The following is a 16,581-nucleotide window of genomic DNA, read 5'->3' as shown; positions in this document are numbered from 1 at the left end:
AAAGCTAGGCTTGCCGGCGGCAAGCAGCGGAATACAGGTCGCCCAGACGACCTTCACCTGCGACTGCGGCGCGCATGGCCGTGAGCCAGCAACGGTCGGCCGCCAGGTTCGCCGCTCCTTGAGCCAGGGAAAGGAAGACGTAGTCGTGGAGATCATCGTGGGTGGACAAACCGGCTTTGCGCGCATTGCTCACAAGGATTTCTATGCGGGCCAGACGTACGCCACGGCAGGGGTTGTCGAACAGATCCGGAGCTTGCGTCTCTACCGAACTCAAGAGCCGGTGCGGCAGGGAGTCACCTGTAAGTTCCCGCCATAAAGCCTGGTCGATCATCAGCGGCGACAATGACGTGGGATTGGAATCCCCCGGGCCGGGAACCTTGCCCCAACGAAGCACCTTGGTGTCGCCTTTCGGAACCCACCACGAGGCGACGGGCCCAATAAACGCTCGCCACCACTCTCGCGGAGCTTCCTGATACAGCACCGGCAATACCCAAGGGTCGTAGTAACGCAGCAGGTAAGCGGCACCGTCCGGACCGCGAGCCACGTTAGCCTGGGCAAAGTGATCGACAAGGCGCTCGGGAGCAACCGTGCTGACAATCCACCCGTGGAGCGCGTTACGCAAACTGCCGAGGAAAGTTCCGAGCAACTTGGTGTGTCCTCTACTGTCGGCTGACGCTGCGCCCAACAGCACAGGGCTGTAAGGATGCAAGGCACTCCAGGCCGGGTCTCGCAACAACGGGAAGGTATCCCCTGCAAAGCGTTCACGCACTGCGTTACGCAACTCCTCGTCGAGTTCGGCTATGTCGCATACAGCTACCAAATGCGCTCGCGGCCCAATCGCATCGAGTTGGTCCTGAATCTGGTCTTCCAATGTGTTCATAGTTTCACCAATGCTTGATGCTCGGCGGACGCCTTCAACCAGCAGCCAACGCAGATCGGCTCACCCTTGTTCAGGACGCCAGTCAGGTCATTCGGTGTGCCTTCACCGGAGTTGGCCAGGTCGATTGCACCGGCCTTGTAAACCACGGCAGCACCATTGAAACGAAGACCGGCCGCATCGAGCGTGAGAACGCCGCCCGGGGTACTCCAGCGAATCGAGTCCGCAGTGCATTCGTAGGCTTTCGTGTGATTGCGAATGGCTTGTGCCGCCTGCAATTGGTGATGCCCCTGGATCGCCAGCTCGACATGGCCGCCAACAGTGACACTGTGGTTAGCGGCAATCTTATCGACCCGACTGTTGCCGATTTCCTCGACACGATCCTGGGTAATGGAGATCTGCTGGGTACGCTTGATGACCAATGTCTGGTCATTGCCGACCGTGGTCAGTTGGTCATGGCCAATGTCCGAACGATCATCGTTGCCGATGGTGTCGTGGCGGTCGTGGCCGACGGTGAGGCTCTCGTCGTTATCCACCCGCTCGCTGCGGTCGTGCCCGACGTGGGTGGTTTCGTCGTGCTTGACCTCGTTCCTCTGGTTCCTCTGGGCATGGATGAACACCTCTTCCTGCCCGGCCTCGTCCTCGAAGCTCAGCTCGTTGAAACCGTCGCCCTTGTGGGTCTGGCTCTTGAGGGTCATGCGCGTCTTGTTGGCGGGCAGTTCATAGGGCGGGCGCTGAATTGCCGTGTAGCATCGACCGGTGATCACTGGCTGGTCGGCATCCCCGTTCTGGTAGCTGACGATCACGCCCTGACCGATGCGCGGGATCGCCATATGCCCCCACAGCGCACCGGCGATGTTCTGCGAGACCTGTATCCAGCAGGAGCTGTGTTCGTCTTCCTTGCCCAACCGGTCCCACGGGAACTGCACCTTCACCCGGCCGTATTCATCGCAATAGATTTCCTCGCCCTTCGGCCCCACCACCGTGGCCGGCTGCGGGCCGTCGATGCGAGGTTTGGGCAGCGGTTCGGGGCGCCATTCGGCCTCGTGTGGCACCAGCGTGGCGATGCAGTTGTAGTGGGTGCCGCGGTCGGCTTCGGCACTTTCCTCTTCCTGGCTGACGTACTGCTTGCCGCAGTGCTCCAGGCGCACCGGGCGCCAGCCGCGGTTCATGCTGTCGCGGGGGTGGCCGACCATGTCAAAGAACAGGCCCGGCACCATCCGGGCGTCGTCACCCTCGGCAATGACCTGGCAGGCGTCCCCGCGCAGGCCGAGCAGGCGGCTGCGACTGAAGGCCTCGCCGGGCTCTTCTCCGCGGTAGCGACCAGGGTAGTCGTAGCGCTCGTAGCTGTCCGCCTGGTGCTCAAGGTCCGTGGCCTTGTACGTGCTCTGTTCCGTGTATTTCGGGTTCTTGAAGCTGTAGTCGCGCTGCACCTGGCGGGCGCTGCGCACGTTCTCGCTGTAGGTGAAGCGGTGCAGCGCAGGGCCCGGGCGGTCGGCGCCGGGCTTGGGGTTGTATTCCACCGGCGGGCCGGGCTGCTTGCCGAAGATCCACAGGTAGTCGCAGTGGATCAGGCGATGGCCTTCCTCGCTGTGCAGGAAGCCGTAGAAAAAGCCTTCCTCGCGCATGATGCGTTCGACGAAGTGATAGTCGGTGTCGCCGGCCTGCACGCAGTACTCGCGGACAGTGTGGGGCTTGGCCGCGCGCAGTTCGTAGTCGAGGGTGAGGGCGTGCTTTTTCAGCATCTCGTTGGCGATGTCGGGCACGCTGAGGGTCTGGAAGATGCGCCAGTCCGAGCACAGGCGCAGGCGGGCCAGGCGCGGTTCGACGACCGCGCGGTAGCGGGTGCGGCTGAAACCGGTTTCGCCCTGCTGGAAGGAACTCACCAGGCCATGGGACATAGCGCACGGGCTGGCCGCCCTGCCAGAGGGTGAACAGCGCGGGACGGTCGAGGATTTCGCCGAATTTCACGGCGGCATCGGTGCTGCTCAGGTCGACTTCGAGGCGAAAGGTTTCGGAGAGTGCCTCGGTGAGGTGGAATTCGACGACCTCGAATTCACCGGCTGCTGCGGTGAAGGTGAAGCTCAGGTCGGATTGGGCAGGCATGGGAAATCCTTATCAGCCCGTGACAGGGCCAACGATCCTTTGCATGTAGGAGAAACCGGCGCATTGCTGCGCCGGTCGTCAGACGAGACCGGTGCTCAATCCTGCTTTTCCTTTGGCTGTCGCCAGTCGTAGGAGCCCTCGGTAGTGCCGGGCCCATGCTTCCAGGTGATCTTGCGATAGGACAGAGCGACCTTTAACTGCTCACGGGTTCTGTCGTTATCCATCAGTTGGGCGTGGGGTAGCACTGCCGTTATGCCAACGATGTAGGCGTCCTGGAGTTCGATGGTGAAAAAATGTTCGGCCATCCGTTCAACGGATGGGCGGTACCACTTCAACACCACCTTGGGCAGCAATTCCCCATCAGCAAGGGCCTGATACAACAGCGGTGTGCCCTTGGTCATTATCGTGGTAAACGTCAGCGGGCCATGCACGGCCTTGCCCGTAGGCTGGCCGCTTTGCGGATCCGTCGGTGTGCTGATCTCGTGATGGATCTCCTGAACCAGGATTTCGTCCAGGTGCCCTTCTATGGAAGAGGCGCCGAGGGATTCCTGGCTGGAGGCTTCATTGGTTATGAGTCCCTGAGTTTGGCCCGTGATCGAGATATAAGCAGGCAAAGACATGGTTCGCTTCCTTGTTTCATTGAATTGAAGGCCTTGTGGGCCGTCGCGCCATCACTGATGGCGAAGGGTTTGAAGCAACGGCTGCTTCAAGCTTGCGGGCCTTGCTCGAGCGGCCCGAAAGTCATGGTTTGAGAATGAACTCCAAGGACTCGAGCACCTCTCGCGTGGAGTTGCCGAGGCTGATGGAAAACGCCAGATAGCTGCCGAGCAGGAGCACGCCGGCAATGGCCCATGGCGTCCACAGCGGCCACTGCCGTGCCAGGCGGTAGCGCCGCGATGCCACGTGCTCCGGCACTTCGGTCAGGCGCTCGGGCGTGTCGCCGCGCTGTGAGCGCAGCACCCGATGCAGCTTGCCGATGATCCCGTTGAGGATTTCCCGGTTGTTGTGCTGCAGGCCGTACTTGCCCTCGAAGCCCAGGCACAGGCACAGGTACTTGAACTCCAGGACGTCGCGGTAGCGCTCCGGGTCCATTTGCATGCGCGCAAGGACAGTGAAGAATTTCTCGCCGCCCCAGGTTTCGTTGTGGTGGTAGCTGAGCAGGGAGCGATGCGGCCAACTGGATGCGCGCCCCCATGCAGTGGCCATGACGGCTTCATCGATGAATGTACAGAGGGCGTAGCGGTAGGCCAGTTGCGTAACGCCGTCGTAACCCCGTTGACGGATCTCCTCGGAGACAGCAGTGATCTGCTCGCGGACGGTCATATAAAGCTCTGTTACATCGCCACACTCGTCGATCCGACGCAGGCGTATCACCAGGCCAAGCAGCGGTTGTGCAGCATCTATCAACGGGTTGAGGCTGTGACCGCGCAACTGGAATTGCAGGTCGGGATCCTGGTCGGAATTGCTCGTCGTTCCGTAGCACATCCTGACCTTCCCCTCGACGCTCTCGGCGGGTGTTGCAAGGGGCAGATCCTCCCGGGCGGAGTCGGGCGGGTTGGCCTCCCCCGACCCAGGCTGGTCGCTGCCAATCTTGATGGAAGTACTCATCTCACTGACTCCTGATAGCCCAGAACTGCAACTGCAACTCCGGGAAGTCGCCGCTGATATGGAAGCCGAAGCTCTTCGCGCCCTTGGGCATCAGGCTTGGCCAGTTGGCCGCGGTGCGATCGAGCTGGAAGTAGGTGAAGCCGACGTGGAACGGCAGGTGCCTCGGCGCTACGGGCAGCGGGCTGAGGGGGATGCCGGGCAGTTGCAGGCGGATCAGTTCGGGCAGTTTTTCCTGGGAGGCCACCTTGGCCTGCTGCAGGAACAGGTGGCGCATCCTTTCCAGCGGCATGCGGGCGTTCACCGCGAGGATGAAGTCGGCGCCGTCCATCAGGCTGTCGTCGTTGACCTGCGCGGTGAGCATGCCGTGCGCTTGCCGCACCAGCGGGAGGGACATGGCGCGGGGTTGCAGCACGGTGCCGAGCAGCCGGCGCAGGGTCTGCTCCACCATGAGGAAGGTATTTTTCGGGCTGTCGTGCTGGTACGCGGGGAATTCGGGCGCAAGCCGCGACTCGTCGATGCAGGTGGCCAGTTCACCGCTCGCCTGGCCGCACGCCAGGTAGGCATCCAGCGGCCGTACATCCGGATCCCGGGCCAGATGGCGGAACAGGTGCTGCCAGCGGTTGAGCGCCTGCAGCAGGCTGAAGTCAGTGAAGTCCGCGACGCCCGACTGCCCTGGCGAACCGATGCGCTGGGCGATGCTCTTGGCCCGCTCGTGCATCAGCGAGGAAATTTCCTCCATGAAGTGCGCCAGCGGGCGAATGGCGTGGAGGTGCAGGCCGGTAATGTAGAAGCCGGTATCCATCAGCAGGCTGCCATCCGGCTGCAGATCGAGGATGCGCCCCAGCGCCAGTTTGGTGAAGGCGCTGCGGTCATCGCGTTCCAGGGCCAGTTGCAGATTCGGCACGGCCAGGTCCAGCGGCGCGTGGTCACCCTGGTGGCTATGGGTATCGCGGACCTCCTCCGAGCGCAGCAGGTAGCGGGCGTCGTCCTGGCTATCCGGCCAGCGCACCTGCCCGGTGCCGTCCGAGCGCAACGGCAAGGTGAGGTACACGACCTGGTTGGCCGCGCTGGCATCGGGAATGGCCAGCGGATCCGGTGGCGGCTGGTCATGGGGAATATCGAACGGCGTACCGTCCGGCATGATGCCGCGGGCGCGAACGATGGCGATCTTGCCGAAGGCGAGGAACTCCTGGTTCAGCTCCAGCTCGCTGAAGCCAAACCCGTAGCGGCTGCCACTGCGGGCGTGGATGCAGTGCTCCAGGTAACGGGTGGCCTGCTGGAAGTGCTGGGGTTTGACGAAGAGGCCTTCGCCCCAGACGACGGGATTACGGGTGGTCATCGGTAGGATCTCGCAGGGTTGCGGACGCCGGCAGGGTCGGGTGCGGGTCGGTAGCTTTCATCGGTGATCGCGACGCGGCTGCCCTGCAGCATCACCATGAGCGGGTACTTGCGGCCGCGCGATTCGATGCGGAACACGTCATGCCAGCGTTCGGCATTGGGATCGTGGAAATCGGCGACCACCGCGATGTAGCGGGTGTCTTCATCGACATCGGCGAACTCGACGAACTTGAACTGGCCGGGCACGAGGATGTAGTCGTCGGCGGCCAGCAGCGTGCTGCCCAAGGCCTTCTCCGGTGCGCTGCGCAGCCGTTCGGGATCGGCGTTCTCGAGCATGGAGTCGTCCTTCAACTGCAACACGCGGAAGCCGACCGGGGTGGCGTTGCCCGGCATCGCCCGCGCCTCGGCAGCCCGGGCCAACGCCGGGCCATGGCCGTACTGACCAAGATCGAGGTCGGCCCGGGATTGCTCTTCACGGGAAGGCAACGCTTGCCCCTTGTGCAGCAACCAGTTCGCGGGCTGTGGCCAGCGTGATGCGCTGCTGTCGGTGAACAGCGTCTCGGGCTGCGACTTGCCGAGGGTCATCGGCGGTGCGTGCTCATCGACGACCAGCCCCGGAATGGCCAGGCGCTGGCGCACGGCAAGTGCGCCGGCGACGTTGTTTCGTTGGTTTTCGAAATGTTCCGTCAAGGCACGCAGATGCCCGATCAGTTCGTCCTGGCTGGCGCTGCGCAGATTGACCGCAAATGGCCCCAGTCCTTCCATGTCCAGTGGCGCGGCCAGGGCCTCGTCACCGGCAGCGAACGACGCCAGGCTGAGCGGATTGGGATTGACGTCCGGGCTGGCGTACAGGCTCAGGGCAACCTGCGAGAGTTGCTCATGAGCTGTCCCGACCTGGATGGATGGGTTCATCAGCACCTGGCCGCTCTTGCTCAGCACGTTGCCCACCGTGCTGCAGCCGCCAAGCGTGCTTGCGGCCAGCAGGAGCGTGATGACCTGCCTCATCATGCCTCCGCGCGCAAAGCCTGGTCGAAGGCTTGCTCGAAGACTTCCCAGAATAGCTTGTCGAAACCTTGCTGCCGGCCGGACTTCAGTTCCTCGTAATAGTGGCCATACATGTGCCAGGCCCAGTCAGCCGTCGCCGCCTGTCCGCCTCGCGCCGGGCGATAGCGCTGGAACCGCTGCTCCAGTTGCTCGGGCGAAAACGCCTGCAGCAACGCGGCCAGTCCCGCGCTGATGGCCTGGTGCATGGCGATCTGCTGGCGGCGGATCTGCTCCAGCGACTCTTCCACCGCAGCCGAAGGCGACAGGTGGACAACGCTGCGCTCGGCAGCGAACAGTGCCCGCACGGTTTCCGGGTAGCCTTGCCCGAGGCGCAACGGATTGTCCTCGATGGGCTGCAGCGTGCGTCCGGCCAGGGAAATGCGCTGCCGGTCATCGGCAGCGGGAACATTCAGCGCAGCAAGGCCACGAATCAGGGCCCCGATCGTGCGCCCCGCCTCGTTGAGCAGTGCATAGGCATCGAGCTCGTCCACCGTTCCGACGGTTGCGCCGATACCGTCCAGCAACGGCTCGACCAGTCCTGCGGGCTGTGCCTGGCCGGAGAACTGGCGTTGAATCCAGTCCTGGGCGGCGGGGTGCTGGCTATCCTGCTGCGACATGAAGATTTCTCCTGGGGCGTGCATGGGGTTGCCGTAGACGGCTTCGGACCGGGTCGTGGCGACGTCGGCCTGGGCGGCCATCGGCGTATGCCCGTAGTGATGTGAATCGAGGCTGTCCGGCGGGCCGCCACTGGCGACGTCGAGCGCCTTGAGGGGGTCGAGCAGGCCGTCAGGTCCAGGACGCTCGCCGAGTGCCTGGAACCCGGCCTGGCCTGCTGGCTGATTCGGTTCGCCGTCGAATTCCTGCGGCGCGGCTTCCGGAAGCGCGGTCATGAACTCGCCGGACACCTGGCCCAGGGCGGCACCATGGCTGTCGGGATCGTCCGCCTCGCAGAGGTCACTCCCCAGGTGCACGGAGATCTGGTACGGGCCGATATGCAGCGTGTCGCCATCGCTCAATTTGCCGCCGATGCCGGTGCCGAGCGGTTGCGTCTGGTCGTTGACGCGAGTCTCGCCACAGCGATCGATGACCATGAACCCACCGTCCCGATAGCGGACCTCGCAGTGTCGCGGCTTGACCGCGGCGTGGCGGTCAGACAGCGTCCAACTGGCATGCTGCGATCCGATGCTGCCGCCCTTGGCGTCGAACAGGTGCCGGGGAGTGCTGCCCTGTTGGAGCACCTGGGGGTTGTCCACTACCAGCAACAGGCGCCGATTGGCGTTATCCAGAGTCATGTGCGTACCGTGAGTCGAACGGGAGGAGGCGTGCGCCGTTGCGGCTGTTCGAGGAAACTGGTCCAGCCGAGCTGGCAACCGCTGTCGCGCCCAAGGTTGAAGGCGGGAACTTCGTTGGCGCGCAGCCGCAACTCGAGGTCGCAAGGGGTCTGGTCGCGCAGCAGGTAAGCAATCAGCATCCGCAGCCGTTCGAAGTTCTCGCCCTTGGGCAGGAACTCGCGAAAGCGCGCCTGCGACAGGTCGGAAATGACCAGGGTGAACTTGCAGTGCCGCGTGCGGACCCTGGCGCCGAGGCGGAAGCTTTCGCCCAGGCAGCCGTTGCGCCGCCCGAGCCGGGTACGGGCGGACGCTTCGATATCGGTGTCGCGCAGCTCGAAATCGCGAAGGCTGACGTCCTGCAGATCGAAGCAATGGGCGACAAGCCCGGCGACCATGTCCGGTGAACGGCTGCGGTGCACCACGGCACCTGCGAAGCTGAGCAGGCGGCTCCAGGCAATCGGGGTGACGCCACGAATGGCGTTGTCCTTGAGCCCGACCAGGGCGAAGAGGCGCTGCGAAAGCCGGTCGCTCGCCCCCGGACGGAAGCGGATGTAATGCCGGTACTTGCGCCAGGCCTGATGCAGCAGGGTAAGCAGGCGGTGGTTGAAGAAGTCGAAGAACGCCGGGCGCATTCCTTCACCCTGCCCGGCCTCGTAGGCCAGGCGTTCGAGGTAATACGACGGCAACGGTGAATCGGGTCCGTGCATGCCGAGGAAGGTTGCCTGCACGAGGTACTGGTGCGGCAGTGCATCATCGAGACGCCGGGCCAGGGCAACGTCCGAGGCGGGAAACCCGACACCGGCGAAATTGCTCAGGCAAATACGCTGGCGCTCGGCGGCGTAGGCATCGGCAGATTCCAGGTCGTCATCATGCAGCCCATGCAGGCGCTCGAGCAGACAGAAGAAGTCGTACTCTCGGGCGGCACCGAGCAGGTTCCCGCTCAGATCAGGGGCTGCGTGCCGCTGCGCATCGGCCATGCGTAATGCTCCTGATTCTTGAGATTGATGGCTTCCAGCACGTGGAAGGAGGAAATGCTGGCGTACACGGAGAGGAAATGGCTCAACACCGTGCCGAAGAGGTACAGGTCGCCTTCGCAGGAGAATCCGTCCTGGTCGAGCTTGACCAGGGTGCTCAAGCCACGGATGGGCAGAGCCTTGAACATCCGGTCGATCGGCGCGGTTTGCACGTCCTGCAGGGCGCCGAGGCGCATCTGCGTGGCGCGGGAACGCTGCAGGTCGTGGTGGGCGGCGAAGTCATAGGCGCGGATGACGGCCTTCAAGGGTTCGGCCGAAAGCAACGACAGGTAGGTGGGTGACAGGTTGGAGATCAAAGTCCACAGCAGGTCGCCATCCAGCACTGGCCGGTACGACGGGGTCGGCGCGGTCAGGTTGCGGCATTCGACGAAGGTCGGCATGTCTGCGGTGCGTACGCAGATATCGCCCACGGCCAAGGCCTGCGGCAGGTCGCGGTTGCTGCAGGTCAGCGAGAAGGAAACGGTTTCATTCCGCCCGATGTAGTGCTGTTCATCGCCGCGCACGAATGAAACCCGGTGCTCGACACCGGCGTCCAACAGCGATTGGGCGATGCGGGTGCGGTAGTAGAGAACGGTTTGCCCTCGCTCGAAGTCGATCTGGTGGCGTAACGACTCGAACGGCTGGTAGGTCCGCAGCCAGGTGCCAGGTTGATCGGAGGCCTCGCATTTCCAGCCGTCGACACGGTCGATGCTGAATATCTCGTAGGCATCGGGGCGCTGGCTCGCCGGGCGCACACGATGATCGAGGGTCTTGCCGGTCAGCCTGACCGGTTCGGCATCCTGCTCGAAGAGATTGACGGCAGGCGCGCAGTACAAGGCCATGTCCCCGGTCCGAATGCGGATGTCGTTGGGCATGGGCCGGGTGAAGCGGAACTCCAGGCGGATGCGCTGCGTGCTGCTGCCAGGCCACAGGGCACGCAGGCCGGTGAGCCCGAAGAAGAAGTAGCGTCGGGGAAAGAGGAAGTACTCCTGCAGGATGCGGTAGCCATCCAGGGCGTTCTTCGGATAGGGCAGCAAGGCTTCGTCCGGGCTGAACCCGGGAAACACAACCTGCCCGGCAGGAATGTGCCGGACCAGGCCATCGCACTCCATGCGGACCTGGTCCAGGTAGCAGGACAGCCACAGGTACAGCGTCCTGGCGCAGTAGTCGCTGCCGCTCAGGTAGAAATCCAGACGGTCGCAGTCGTAGGTATCCGGCGGGTTCTGGCTCAGGGTGGCGAGGTCCACGCGCACCGTCGATTTCTCCAGCGAATGCACATCGCTGATTTCGCTGATCTGCAGCGGATAGATATCGACGTGCGAGCAGGTGCGGAACTGGCACGCCACGCCATCGACATCGAGCGAGCCGACGCGTGTGCCCCTGGCGATACGCTGGCGCACGGTGACCGACCGATCCACGGGTGGAAACTGCATGATGGTGGCGCTGGGCAGCGGACGCAGGTAGTTCGGCCACAGCAGTTGCAGCAAGGAATGGGTGAGCTCGGGAAAGTCATCCTCGATCTTCAGGCGCAGCCTGGCTGTCAGGAAGGCAAAACCCTCCAGCAGCCGCTCGACATCCGGGTCGGATGCCTCGTCGCCGAGAAACCTCGCCAGTTGCGGGTTCCTGCGCGAAAAGACCCGGCCAAGCCGGCGCAGGTAATCCAGCTCTTCGCGGAACTTGCTCTTCAGTGACATCCCGCCTCCTCGTCTCTTCTCGTCACAACACCTGGATCCTTTGCTGCCGCCGATGCAGCAGCAGGTCGATCTCGACCTGCCCGGAAGCTTCGACGAGCGGTATCTGGCAGTGCAGGCGAAAGCACAGGCCGAGAGGTTGCTCGGCGGCTGCCAGCGGACGAACGTCCAGGACCCGGACGCGAGGCTCGTACAGGGCGATCATTTCGCGGATGTCCTGGCAGATCTGCGCTCTCAGTTCCATCTGGCCGGCGCCGGCATCGTTCATGTCGGGCAACCCGAGGCCGGGGCAGCTTTGCGAGCCACCCCGACGAGCGTTGAGCAAGTGCTCCAGGTTGTTCTTGATGGCCAGCACCTGCCCCGCGACCTGGGCCTGCCGACCGCCCAGGCGACGAGGCGGAAGGTCGGGCTCGAGTCGCTGGAACAGGCTTCCCGACGCTGGCCCGGGCGATACGGCCGGGTTCACCGTCATTCCTTGTCGAGCCGACCGACAAGCGACAGCTCGAAGTTGGCGCCCATGTACTTGAAGTGCGGTCGGACCGACAGCGATACCTGGTACCAGCCCGGATTACCCTCGACGTCATGAACCTGGATCTGTGCCGCGCGCAATGGCCGACGGCTGCGTACATCGGACGAGGGGCTTTCCTGGTCGGCGACGTACTGGCGGATCCAGTTGTTGAGCTCCCGCTCAAGGTCCGGACGCTCCTTCCAACTGCCGATCTGCTCGCGCTGGAGCACCTTGAGGTAGTGGGCCAGCCGGTTGATGATCATCATGTAAGGCAGTTGCGTGCCGAGCATGTAGTTCGTCTGCGCGACCTGGCCTTCGGGCGTCCTGGCGAAGAGCTTCGGACGCTGCACCGAATTGGCGGAAAAGAACGCCGCGTTATCGCTGCCCTTGCGCATGGTCAGCGGGATGAAGCCCTCGCTCGACAGTTCGAACTCGCGACGGTCGGAAACCAGCACTTCGGTGGGAATCTTGGCCTGCAACTGGCCGAGCGACTCATACAGGTGAACCGGCAGGTCATCGACGGTGCCACCCGACTGCGGACCGATGATGTTCGGGCACCAGCGATACCTGGCGAAGCTATCGACGATACGACTCGCCAGGGCGAACGATGTGTTGCCCCAGAGATAGTTGTCGTGGTTGCCGTCAATGGTCTCGCGATAGTCGAAACTGCGCGCAGGGTTCTCCAGCGGGTCATAGGGCTCGCGCAAGAGGAAGCGCGGCATGCTCAAGCCCAGGTAGCGGGCATCCTCGGAATCGCGCAGGCCGCGCCACTTGGTGAAGCGCGGGCCATCGAAGATATCCTTCACTTCCTTCAGGTTGCACAGCTCCTGGAACGACTCCAGGTTGAACATTTCCGGGCCTGCGGCAGCAAGGAACGGCGCATGGGCCATGGCACCGACGGAGGCGACGTAACCGAGCAGCTTGATATCGGGCGCCGAGGGCCCGAAGGTGTAGTTGCCGACCATGCAGCCTACCGGCATGCCGCCAAACTGGCCGTAGCCGGAGGTGTAGACGTGACGATAGAGACCGCTGCGGGTGATATCACCGGCGCTTTCGAAGTCATCCAGCAGCTCGGTCCTGGTTACGTGCAGCAGGTCGATCAGGATGTTTTCACGAAAGTCGGTGCGGTCGACGAGGAACCTGAGCCCCCGCCAGCTCGACTCCAGGGCCTGGAACCCCGGATGGTGGAGGATGACGTCCATCTGCTTGCCGATCCGTGTATCGATCTGCGCCAGCATCTGGTCTACCCGTTGCTTGTTGACCGGTTGCTGGCGATCGGGTGACTTGAGCATCTCGGCGATGAAGGCTGCCACACCGCGCTCGGCGACGGCGTAACCCTCCTGGCTGGGTTCGATTCGGGTCTGGGCGAGAATCTGGGCCAGCAGGCCGCTTTCTTGGTGGGCGTTCTGTTGTTCTGCCGCGGCGGAGTGCGCGTTTGTCATGTTCATGTCCTTTGAAACCTGAATGGATGGATGTCTCGACTGCCGGCAGGCTCAGCCCTGGCTCTCGCCCAGCACGGTTTCCAACTCCCTGGCGAGCTGACCGCGCGCCGCTTCGTCGCCGAGCATGGCCTGCAACTGCTTGCGAAACGCCGGGACATTGCCCAGCGGCCCTTTCAGGGCGACCAGTGCCTCGCGCAGTTCGAGCAGCTTGTTGAGTTCGGGAATCTGGCGGGCGATGGCATCGGGACTGAAGTCGTCGATGGAGCGGAACTTGAGATCGATATCCAGCGTGTCATCCGGGTTCTCCGAGAGAACGCTGGTGATGCTGTCCTTCAGGCCGATGCCTTGCTCGGCCATGACAGCGTTGAAACTGTCCTTGTCGATCCGCACCGATGTCCTGTCTTCCAGCGCGACGTCCTCCTCACGCCCGGTGAAGTCCCCGGTCACCAGCAGGCGCAGGGGAAGTTCAACTTCTTCCTGCTCGCCATTTGTGGCAGGGACGTAAGTGATATTGATGCGTTCCTTCGGGGCGACCGAGCCTTTCCTGTTTGCCATTAACCACTTCTCCGGAAGTTGTGTTTATTAGTTGGAGTACGTCGCAGCATCAACTCGCAGGCGCAATGAAGCCCGGTTCCTGGCGACTCATTCGATTACGCGGAATCCCTTATATAAAAAGGAGTCCGCGCCGTTCTTGTCTTGGACTTTCACCGAGAAAACACCGGCACGTCGGTGCATTGACGCATGAACTCCGCCAAGACTAGAACAGCGTGGACCAGCAGAAAAATAGGAAATTTCCCAATCAGATGAAGGAAGTGTCTTGAGGTACTTTGTTTTTTTGACCTGAGGGAAATTTCCAAAAAAAAATCGGAATATTCCTATATACCGTAATTTAATTTTGGTGCTTTCTTTCCAGTCAGTCATCACTCCGAAAACTGCTGCGCCACACTCCAACTAAAACAGGCGTTCCGCGCGATATCCGACAGTCTTCCGAAAGCGGGCTGCGGCGCAACAAGGAAGTAATTCCTTCTACTCAAAGGTGAATTCCAACAATGATCACGGTCGACCCGGCTGCACTGATAGAACGCCTCAACCCCTTTTGCCGGCAGGCGCTGGAGGAAGCAGCAAACCTGTGCATCGCCCAGGGAGGCGCAGAGGTGACCGTGGTGCATGTGCTGACGGCACTGCTTGGGCAGCCTGCCGGTGATGTGCGCATCAGCCTCGCCAACGCCGGCCTCGCCGTGGAGGCCGTGCAGCACGCCGTGGCCAGTGGCTTCGAGGAGCGTCATTCGGGCCGCAGCCAGTATCCATCCTTCTCGCCCCTGCTGATCGAGGTGTTGCAGGAAGCCTGGCTGCTCGGTTCGGTGGAACTGGGGCAGCCACATATCCGCAGCGGCGCGGTCTTTCTTGCGATCTTGCTCAACCCGTCCCGTTACCTGCCCCTGGCAGCGGTGCACCTGCTCGACAAGGTCAGTCGCGAGGGGTTGCGCAAGGGCTTCGGCGCCCTGCTGGCGGCTTCGGCGGAGGCTCCGGAGCCAGCCGCTGCGGCCAGTCCCCCGAGCAGCCCCGCCGAGTGCAGTGCACTGGCCCGGTTCGGCCACGATTTTACCGCCCAGGCCCGCGAGGGCCGGATTGATCCGGTGCTGTGTCGCGACGGGGAGACCGACCTGATGGTCGATATCCTTTCCCGCAGGCGCAAGAACAATCCCATCGTGGTGGGCGATGCCGGCGTCGGCAAAAGTGCGGTGGTCGAAGGGCTGGCCCTGCGCATCGTGCAAGGCCGCGTGCCCGAGCCGCTGCGCCGTGTCGAGCTGTGGGGCCTCGACCTTGGCGCCCTGCAGGCAGGCGCCTCGGTGAAGGGCGAGTTCGAAAAACGCCTGAAAGCCGTCATCGACGAAATCAAGGATGCCACCCGCCCGATCATCCTGTTCATCGACGAAGCCCACACCCTGATCGGTGCAGGCAACAGCGCCGGCGGCAGCGACGCGGCCAACCTGTTGAAACCGGCGCTGGCCCGGGGCCAGTTGCGCACCATCGCAGCAACGACCTGGTCGGAATACAAGAAATACTTCGAAAAGGATCCGGCACTGGCCCGGCGTTTCCAACTGGTCAAGCTGGAAGAGCCCACGCCTGAACAGGCGGTGAAAATCCTGCGGGGCCTGCGTCCGGTCCATGAAGCTGCGCACCAGGTGCTTATCGGTGACGACGCGCTGCAGGCCGCCGCCGCCCTGTCGCACCGCTATCTGCCGGGGCGACAGCTACCGGACAAGGCCATCGACGTGCTCGATACCGCCTGCGCCCGGGTGGCCTCTACCCTCGCCGAGCCACCCCGACGGCTCGCCACGTTGGAAAACGAACTCCGGCAGATCGATGCCGAATACACCCAGCTCGTACGTGACCGACGGGCTGGCCTGCCAGTGGTCGCGCAGCGCCTGGAGGCCCTTGCCCAGGCGCGTGGGGATATCGAGCGGGACGCCGCGCAATTACAACTGGCGTGGACACGACAGAAAGCTCTGGTAGACGAAATCCTGGCCCTGAGGGCTGGCAGCGAGGACGAAGAAACACCCGGGACACTGGCCCGGAAGGTCGAACAGTTGAACGAACTGCAGCGCCCGGAAGCCCTGGTACACGCCGATGTCGGCGCCGAACAGATCGCCGGGGTGATAGCCGACTGGACCGGCATCCCCGCCACCACCCTTGGCAGCGACCAGCTGACGCGCCTGGAGAACCTGCCGGTCAACCTGCGCGAGCGCGTAAAGGGCCAGGCTCCTGCCCTGGACATCCTCTACCGGCACCTGCTCACCGCAATGGCCGACCTGCGCCGACCGGGCACGCCCATGGGCGCCTTCCTGCTGGTCGGGCCCAGTGGCGTGGGCAAGACGGAGACGGCCTTGGCAGTGGCGAACTCACTCTCTGGCGGGGAGCAGTTCCTGACCACCATCAACATGTCCGAGTATCAGGAGAAGTTCACCGTCTCCCGCTTGCTGGGTGCTCCGCCCGGCTATATCGGCTATGGCGAAGGCGGTGTGCTCACCGAAGCCATCCGCAGGCAGCCCTGGTCGGTGGTCCTGCTCGATGAAGTGGAGAAAGCCCACCCGGAGGTGCTTGACCTGTTCTACCAGGCGTTCGACAAGGGCGAGCTGAGCGACGGCGAAGGCAGGCGTATCGACTGCCGCAACATCCTGTTCCTGCTCACCTCCAACCTCGGCTTCGACCAGGACGATGACCCGCTGCACGACCTCGACGGCGAAATCCTGCGCCAGCGGCTCGCTGCCTTTTTCAAACCGGCACTGCTGGCGCGGATGCAGATCGTTCCCTACCGCTATCTGGACGACGATGTGCTCGACGACATCATCGAAAACCGTCTGCTGCGGTTACAAGAGCAACTCGATCAGCGTCACCAGGCCACGCTGACCATCACCTCTACCGCACGCAACGAACTGCGGGCACGTTGTGCACGACACCGCAACGGAGCCCGCATGCTCGATGCCATCATCGATGGCGAACTGCTCCCGCCGCTTTCGCTGTCGGTCCTGCAACGACTGTCTCGCGGCATCAGGTTCCAGCGTGCGGAACTGCACTGGAACAACGGCGCCTTCGCGGCAACATTGGCCTGAGCCGGGAGG

At 63.2% G+C, this 16,581-nt stretch carries 13 protein-coding genes; 1 reads left to right on the top strand and 12 read right to left on the bottom strand.

Annotation, left to right across the window (positions count from 1 at the left end):
- Window positions 1-4 precede the first annotated feature (4 nt).
- The 12 genes from ACPFMA_RS01955 to tssB form a co-directional block, all read right to left on the bottom strand.
- On the bottom strand, window positions 5-880 hold the full coding sequence (locus ACPFMA_RS01955; protein WP_425929589.1) for a DUF4123 domain-containing protein: 876 nt from the start codon (window positions 878-880) through the stop codon (window positions 5-7).
- Entirely contained in the window at window positions 877-2,778 is a 1,902-nt protein-coding gene (locus ACPFMA_RS01950; RefSeq protein WP_425929588.1) for a type VI secretion system Vgr family protein, read from the bottom strand. Before ACPFMA_RS01950 ends, ACPFMA_RS01955 begins: the two co-directional genes overlap by 4 nt.
- Before the next feature lie 300 nt (window positions 2,779-3,078).
- Window positions 3,079-3,603 (bottom strand): Hcp family type VI secretion system effector, encoded by a 525-nt coding sequence (locus ACPFMA_RS01945; protein WP_064301236.1) that lies wholly within the window; start codon window positions 3,601-3,603, stop codon window positions 3,079-3,081.
- A gap of 121 nt (window positions 3,604-3,724) precedes the next feature.
- Window positions 3,725-4,591 carry a type IVB secretion system protein IcmH/DotU gene (icmH, locus tag ACPFMA_RS01940; RefSeq protein ID WP_425929587.1) on the bottom strand — a complete coding sequence of 289 codons (867 nt, stop codon included), beginning with the start codon at window positions 4,589-4,591 and terminating at the stop codon, window positions 3,725-3,727.
- A gap of 1 nt (window position 4,592) precedes the next feature.
- A complete protein-coding gene (gene tssK / locus ACPFMA_RS01935) occupies window positions 4,593-5,930 on the bottom strand; it encodes a type VI secretion system baseplate subunit TssK (RefSeq protein WP_425929586.1) in 1,338 nt (445 codons plus the stop codon).
- Window positions 5,927-6,934, bottom strand: coding sequence for a type VI secretion system lipoprotein TssJ (gene tssJ / locus ACPFMA_RS01930; protein WP_420059505.1), 1,008 nt, complete (start codon window positions 6,932-6,934; stop codon window positions 5,927-5,929). The genes tssK and tssJ overlap by 4 nt, the downstream gene beginning before the upstream one ends.
- Window positions 6,934-8,265, bottom strand: a complete 1,332-nt coding sequence (gene tagH / locus ACPFMA_RS01925) for a type VI secretion system-associated FHA domain protein TagH (protein ID WP_420059506.1) — start codon at window positions 8,263-8,265, stop codon at window positions 6,934-6,936. The genes tssJ and tagH overlap by 1 nt, the downstream gene beginning before the upstream one ends.
- Window positions 8,262-9,281, bottom strand: coding sequence for a type VI secretion system baseplate subunit TssG (gene tssG, locus ACPFMA_RS01920; protein WP_425929585.1), 1,020 nt, complete (start codon window positions 9,279-9,281; stop codon window positions 8,262-8,264). Before tssG ends, tagH begins: the two co-directional genes overlap by 4 nt.
- Window positions 9,245-11,011 carry a type VI secretion system baseplate subunit TssF gene (gene tssF / locus ACPFMA_RS01915; RefSeq protein WP_420059508.1) on the bottom strand — a complete coding sequence of 589 codons (1,767 nt, stop codon included), beginning with the start codon at window positions 11,009-11,011 and terminating at the stop codon, window positions 9,245-9,247. Before tssF ends, tssG begins: the two co-directional genes overlap by 37 nt.
- 22 nt (window positions 11,012-11,033) lie before the next feature.
- Window positions 11,034-11,480, bottom strand: a complete 447-nt coding sequence (gene tssE, locus ACPFMA_RS01910) for a type VI secretion system baseplate subunit TssE (protein ID WP_425929584.1) — start codon at window positions 11,478-11,480, stop codon at window positions 11,034-11,036.
- Window positions 11,477-12,958 carry a type VI secretion system contractile sheath large subunit gene (gene tssC / locus ACPFMA_RS01905; RefSeq protein ID WP_425929583.1) on the bottom strand — a complete coding sequence of 494 codons (1,482 nt, stop codon included), beginning with the start codon at window positions 12,956-12,958 and terminating at the stop codon, window positions 11,477-11,479. The genes tssE and tssC overlap by 4 nt, the downstream gene beginning before the upstream one ends.
- Before the next feature lie 51 nt (window positions 12,959-13,009).
- Complete coding sequence (tssB, locus tag ACPFMA_RS01900; RefSeq protein WP_064301228.1) at window positions 13,010-13,513, bottom strand: type VI secretion system contractile sheath small subunit; 504 nt, start codon at window positions 13,511-13,513, stop codon at window positions 13,010-13,012.
- A gap of 494 nt (window positions 13,514-14,007) precedes the next feature.
- Here tssB and tssH point away from each other — a divergent pair, with 494 nt between their 5' ends.
- Window positions 14,008-16,572: a type VI secretion system ATPase TssH gene (gene tssH / locus ACPFMA_RS01895; protein ID WP_425929582.1), complete on the top strand. Its 2,565-nt coding sequence runs from the start codon at window positions 14,008-14,010 to the stop codon at window positions 16,570-16,572.
- Window positions 16,573-16,581: the final 9 nt, after the last annotated feature.

Origin of the sequence: Pseudomonas sp. NyZ201 (genome assembly GCF_049860765.1) — a bacterium.
Classification (GTDB): domain Bacteria; phylum Pseudomonadota; class Gammaproteobacteria; order Pseudomonadales; family Pseudomonadaceae; genus Aquipseudomonas; species Aquipseudomonas bharatica.
The sequence above is the reverse complement of the archived record's forward strand: the minus strand, read 5'-3'. Positions and strand labels throughout refer to the sequence as shown.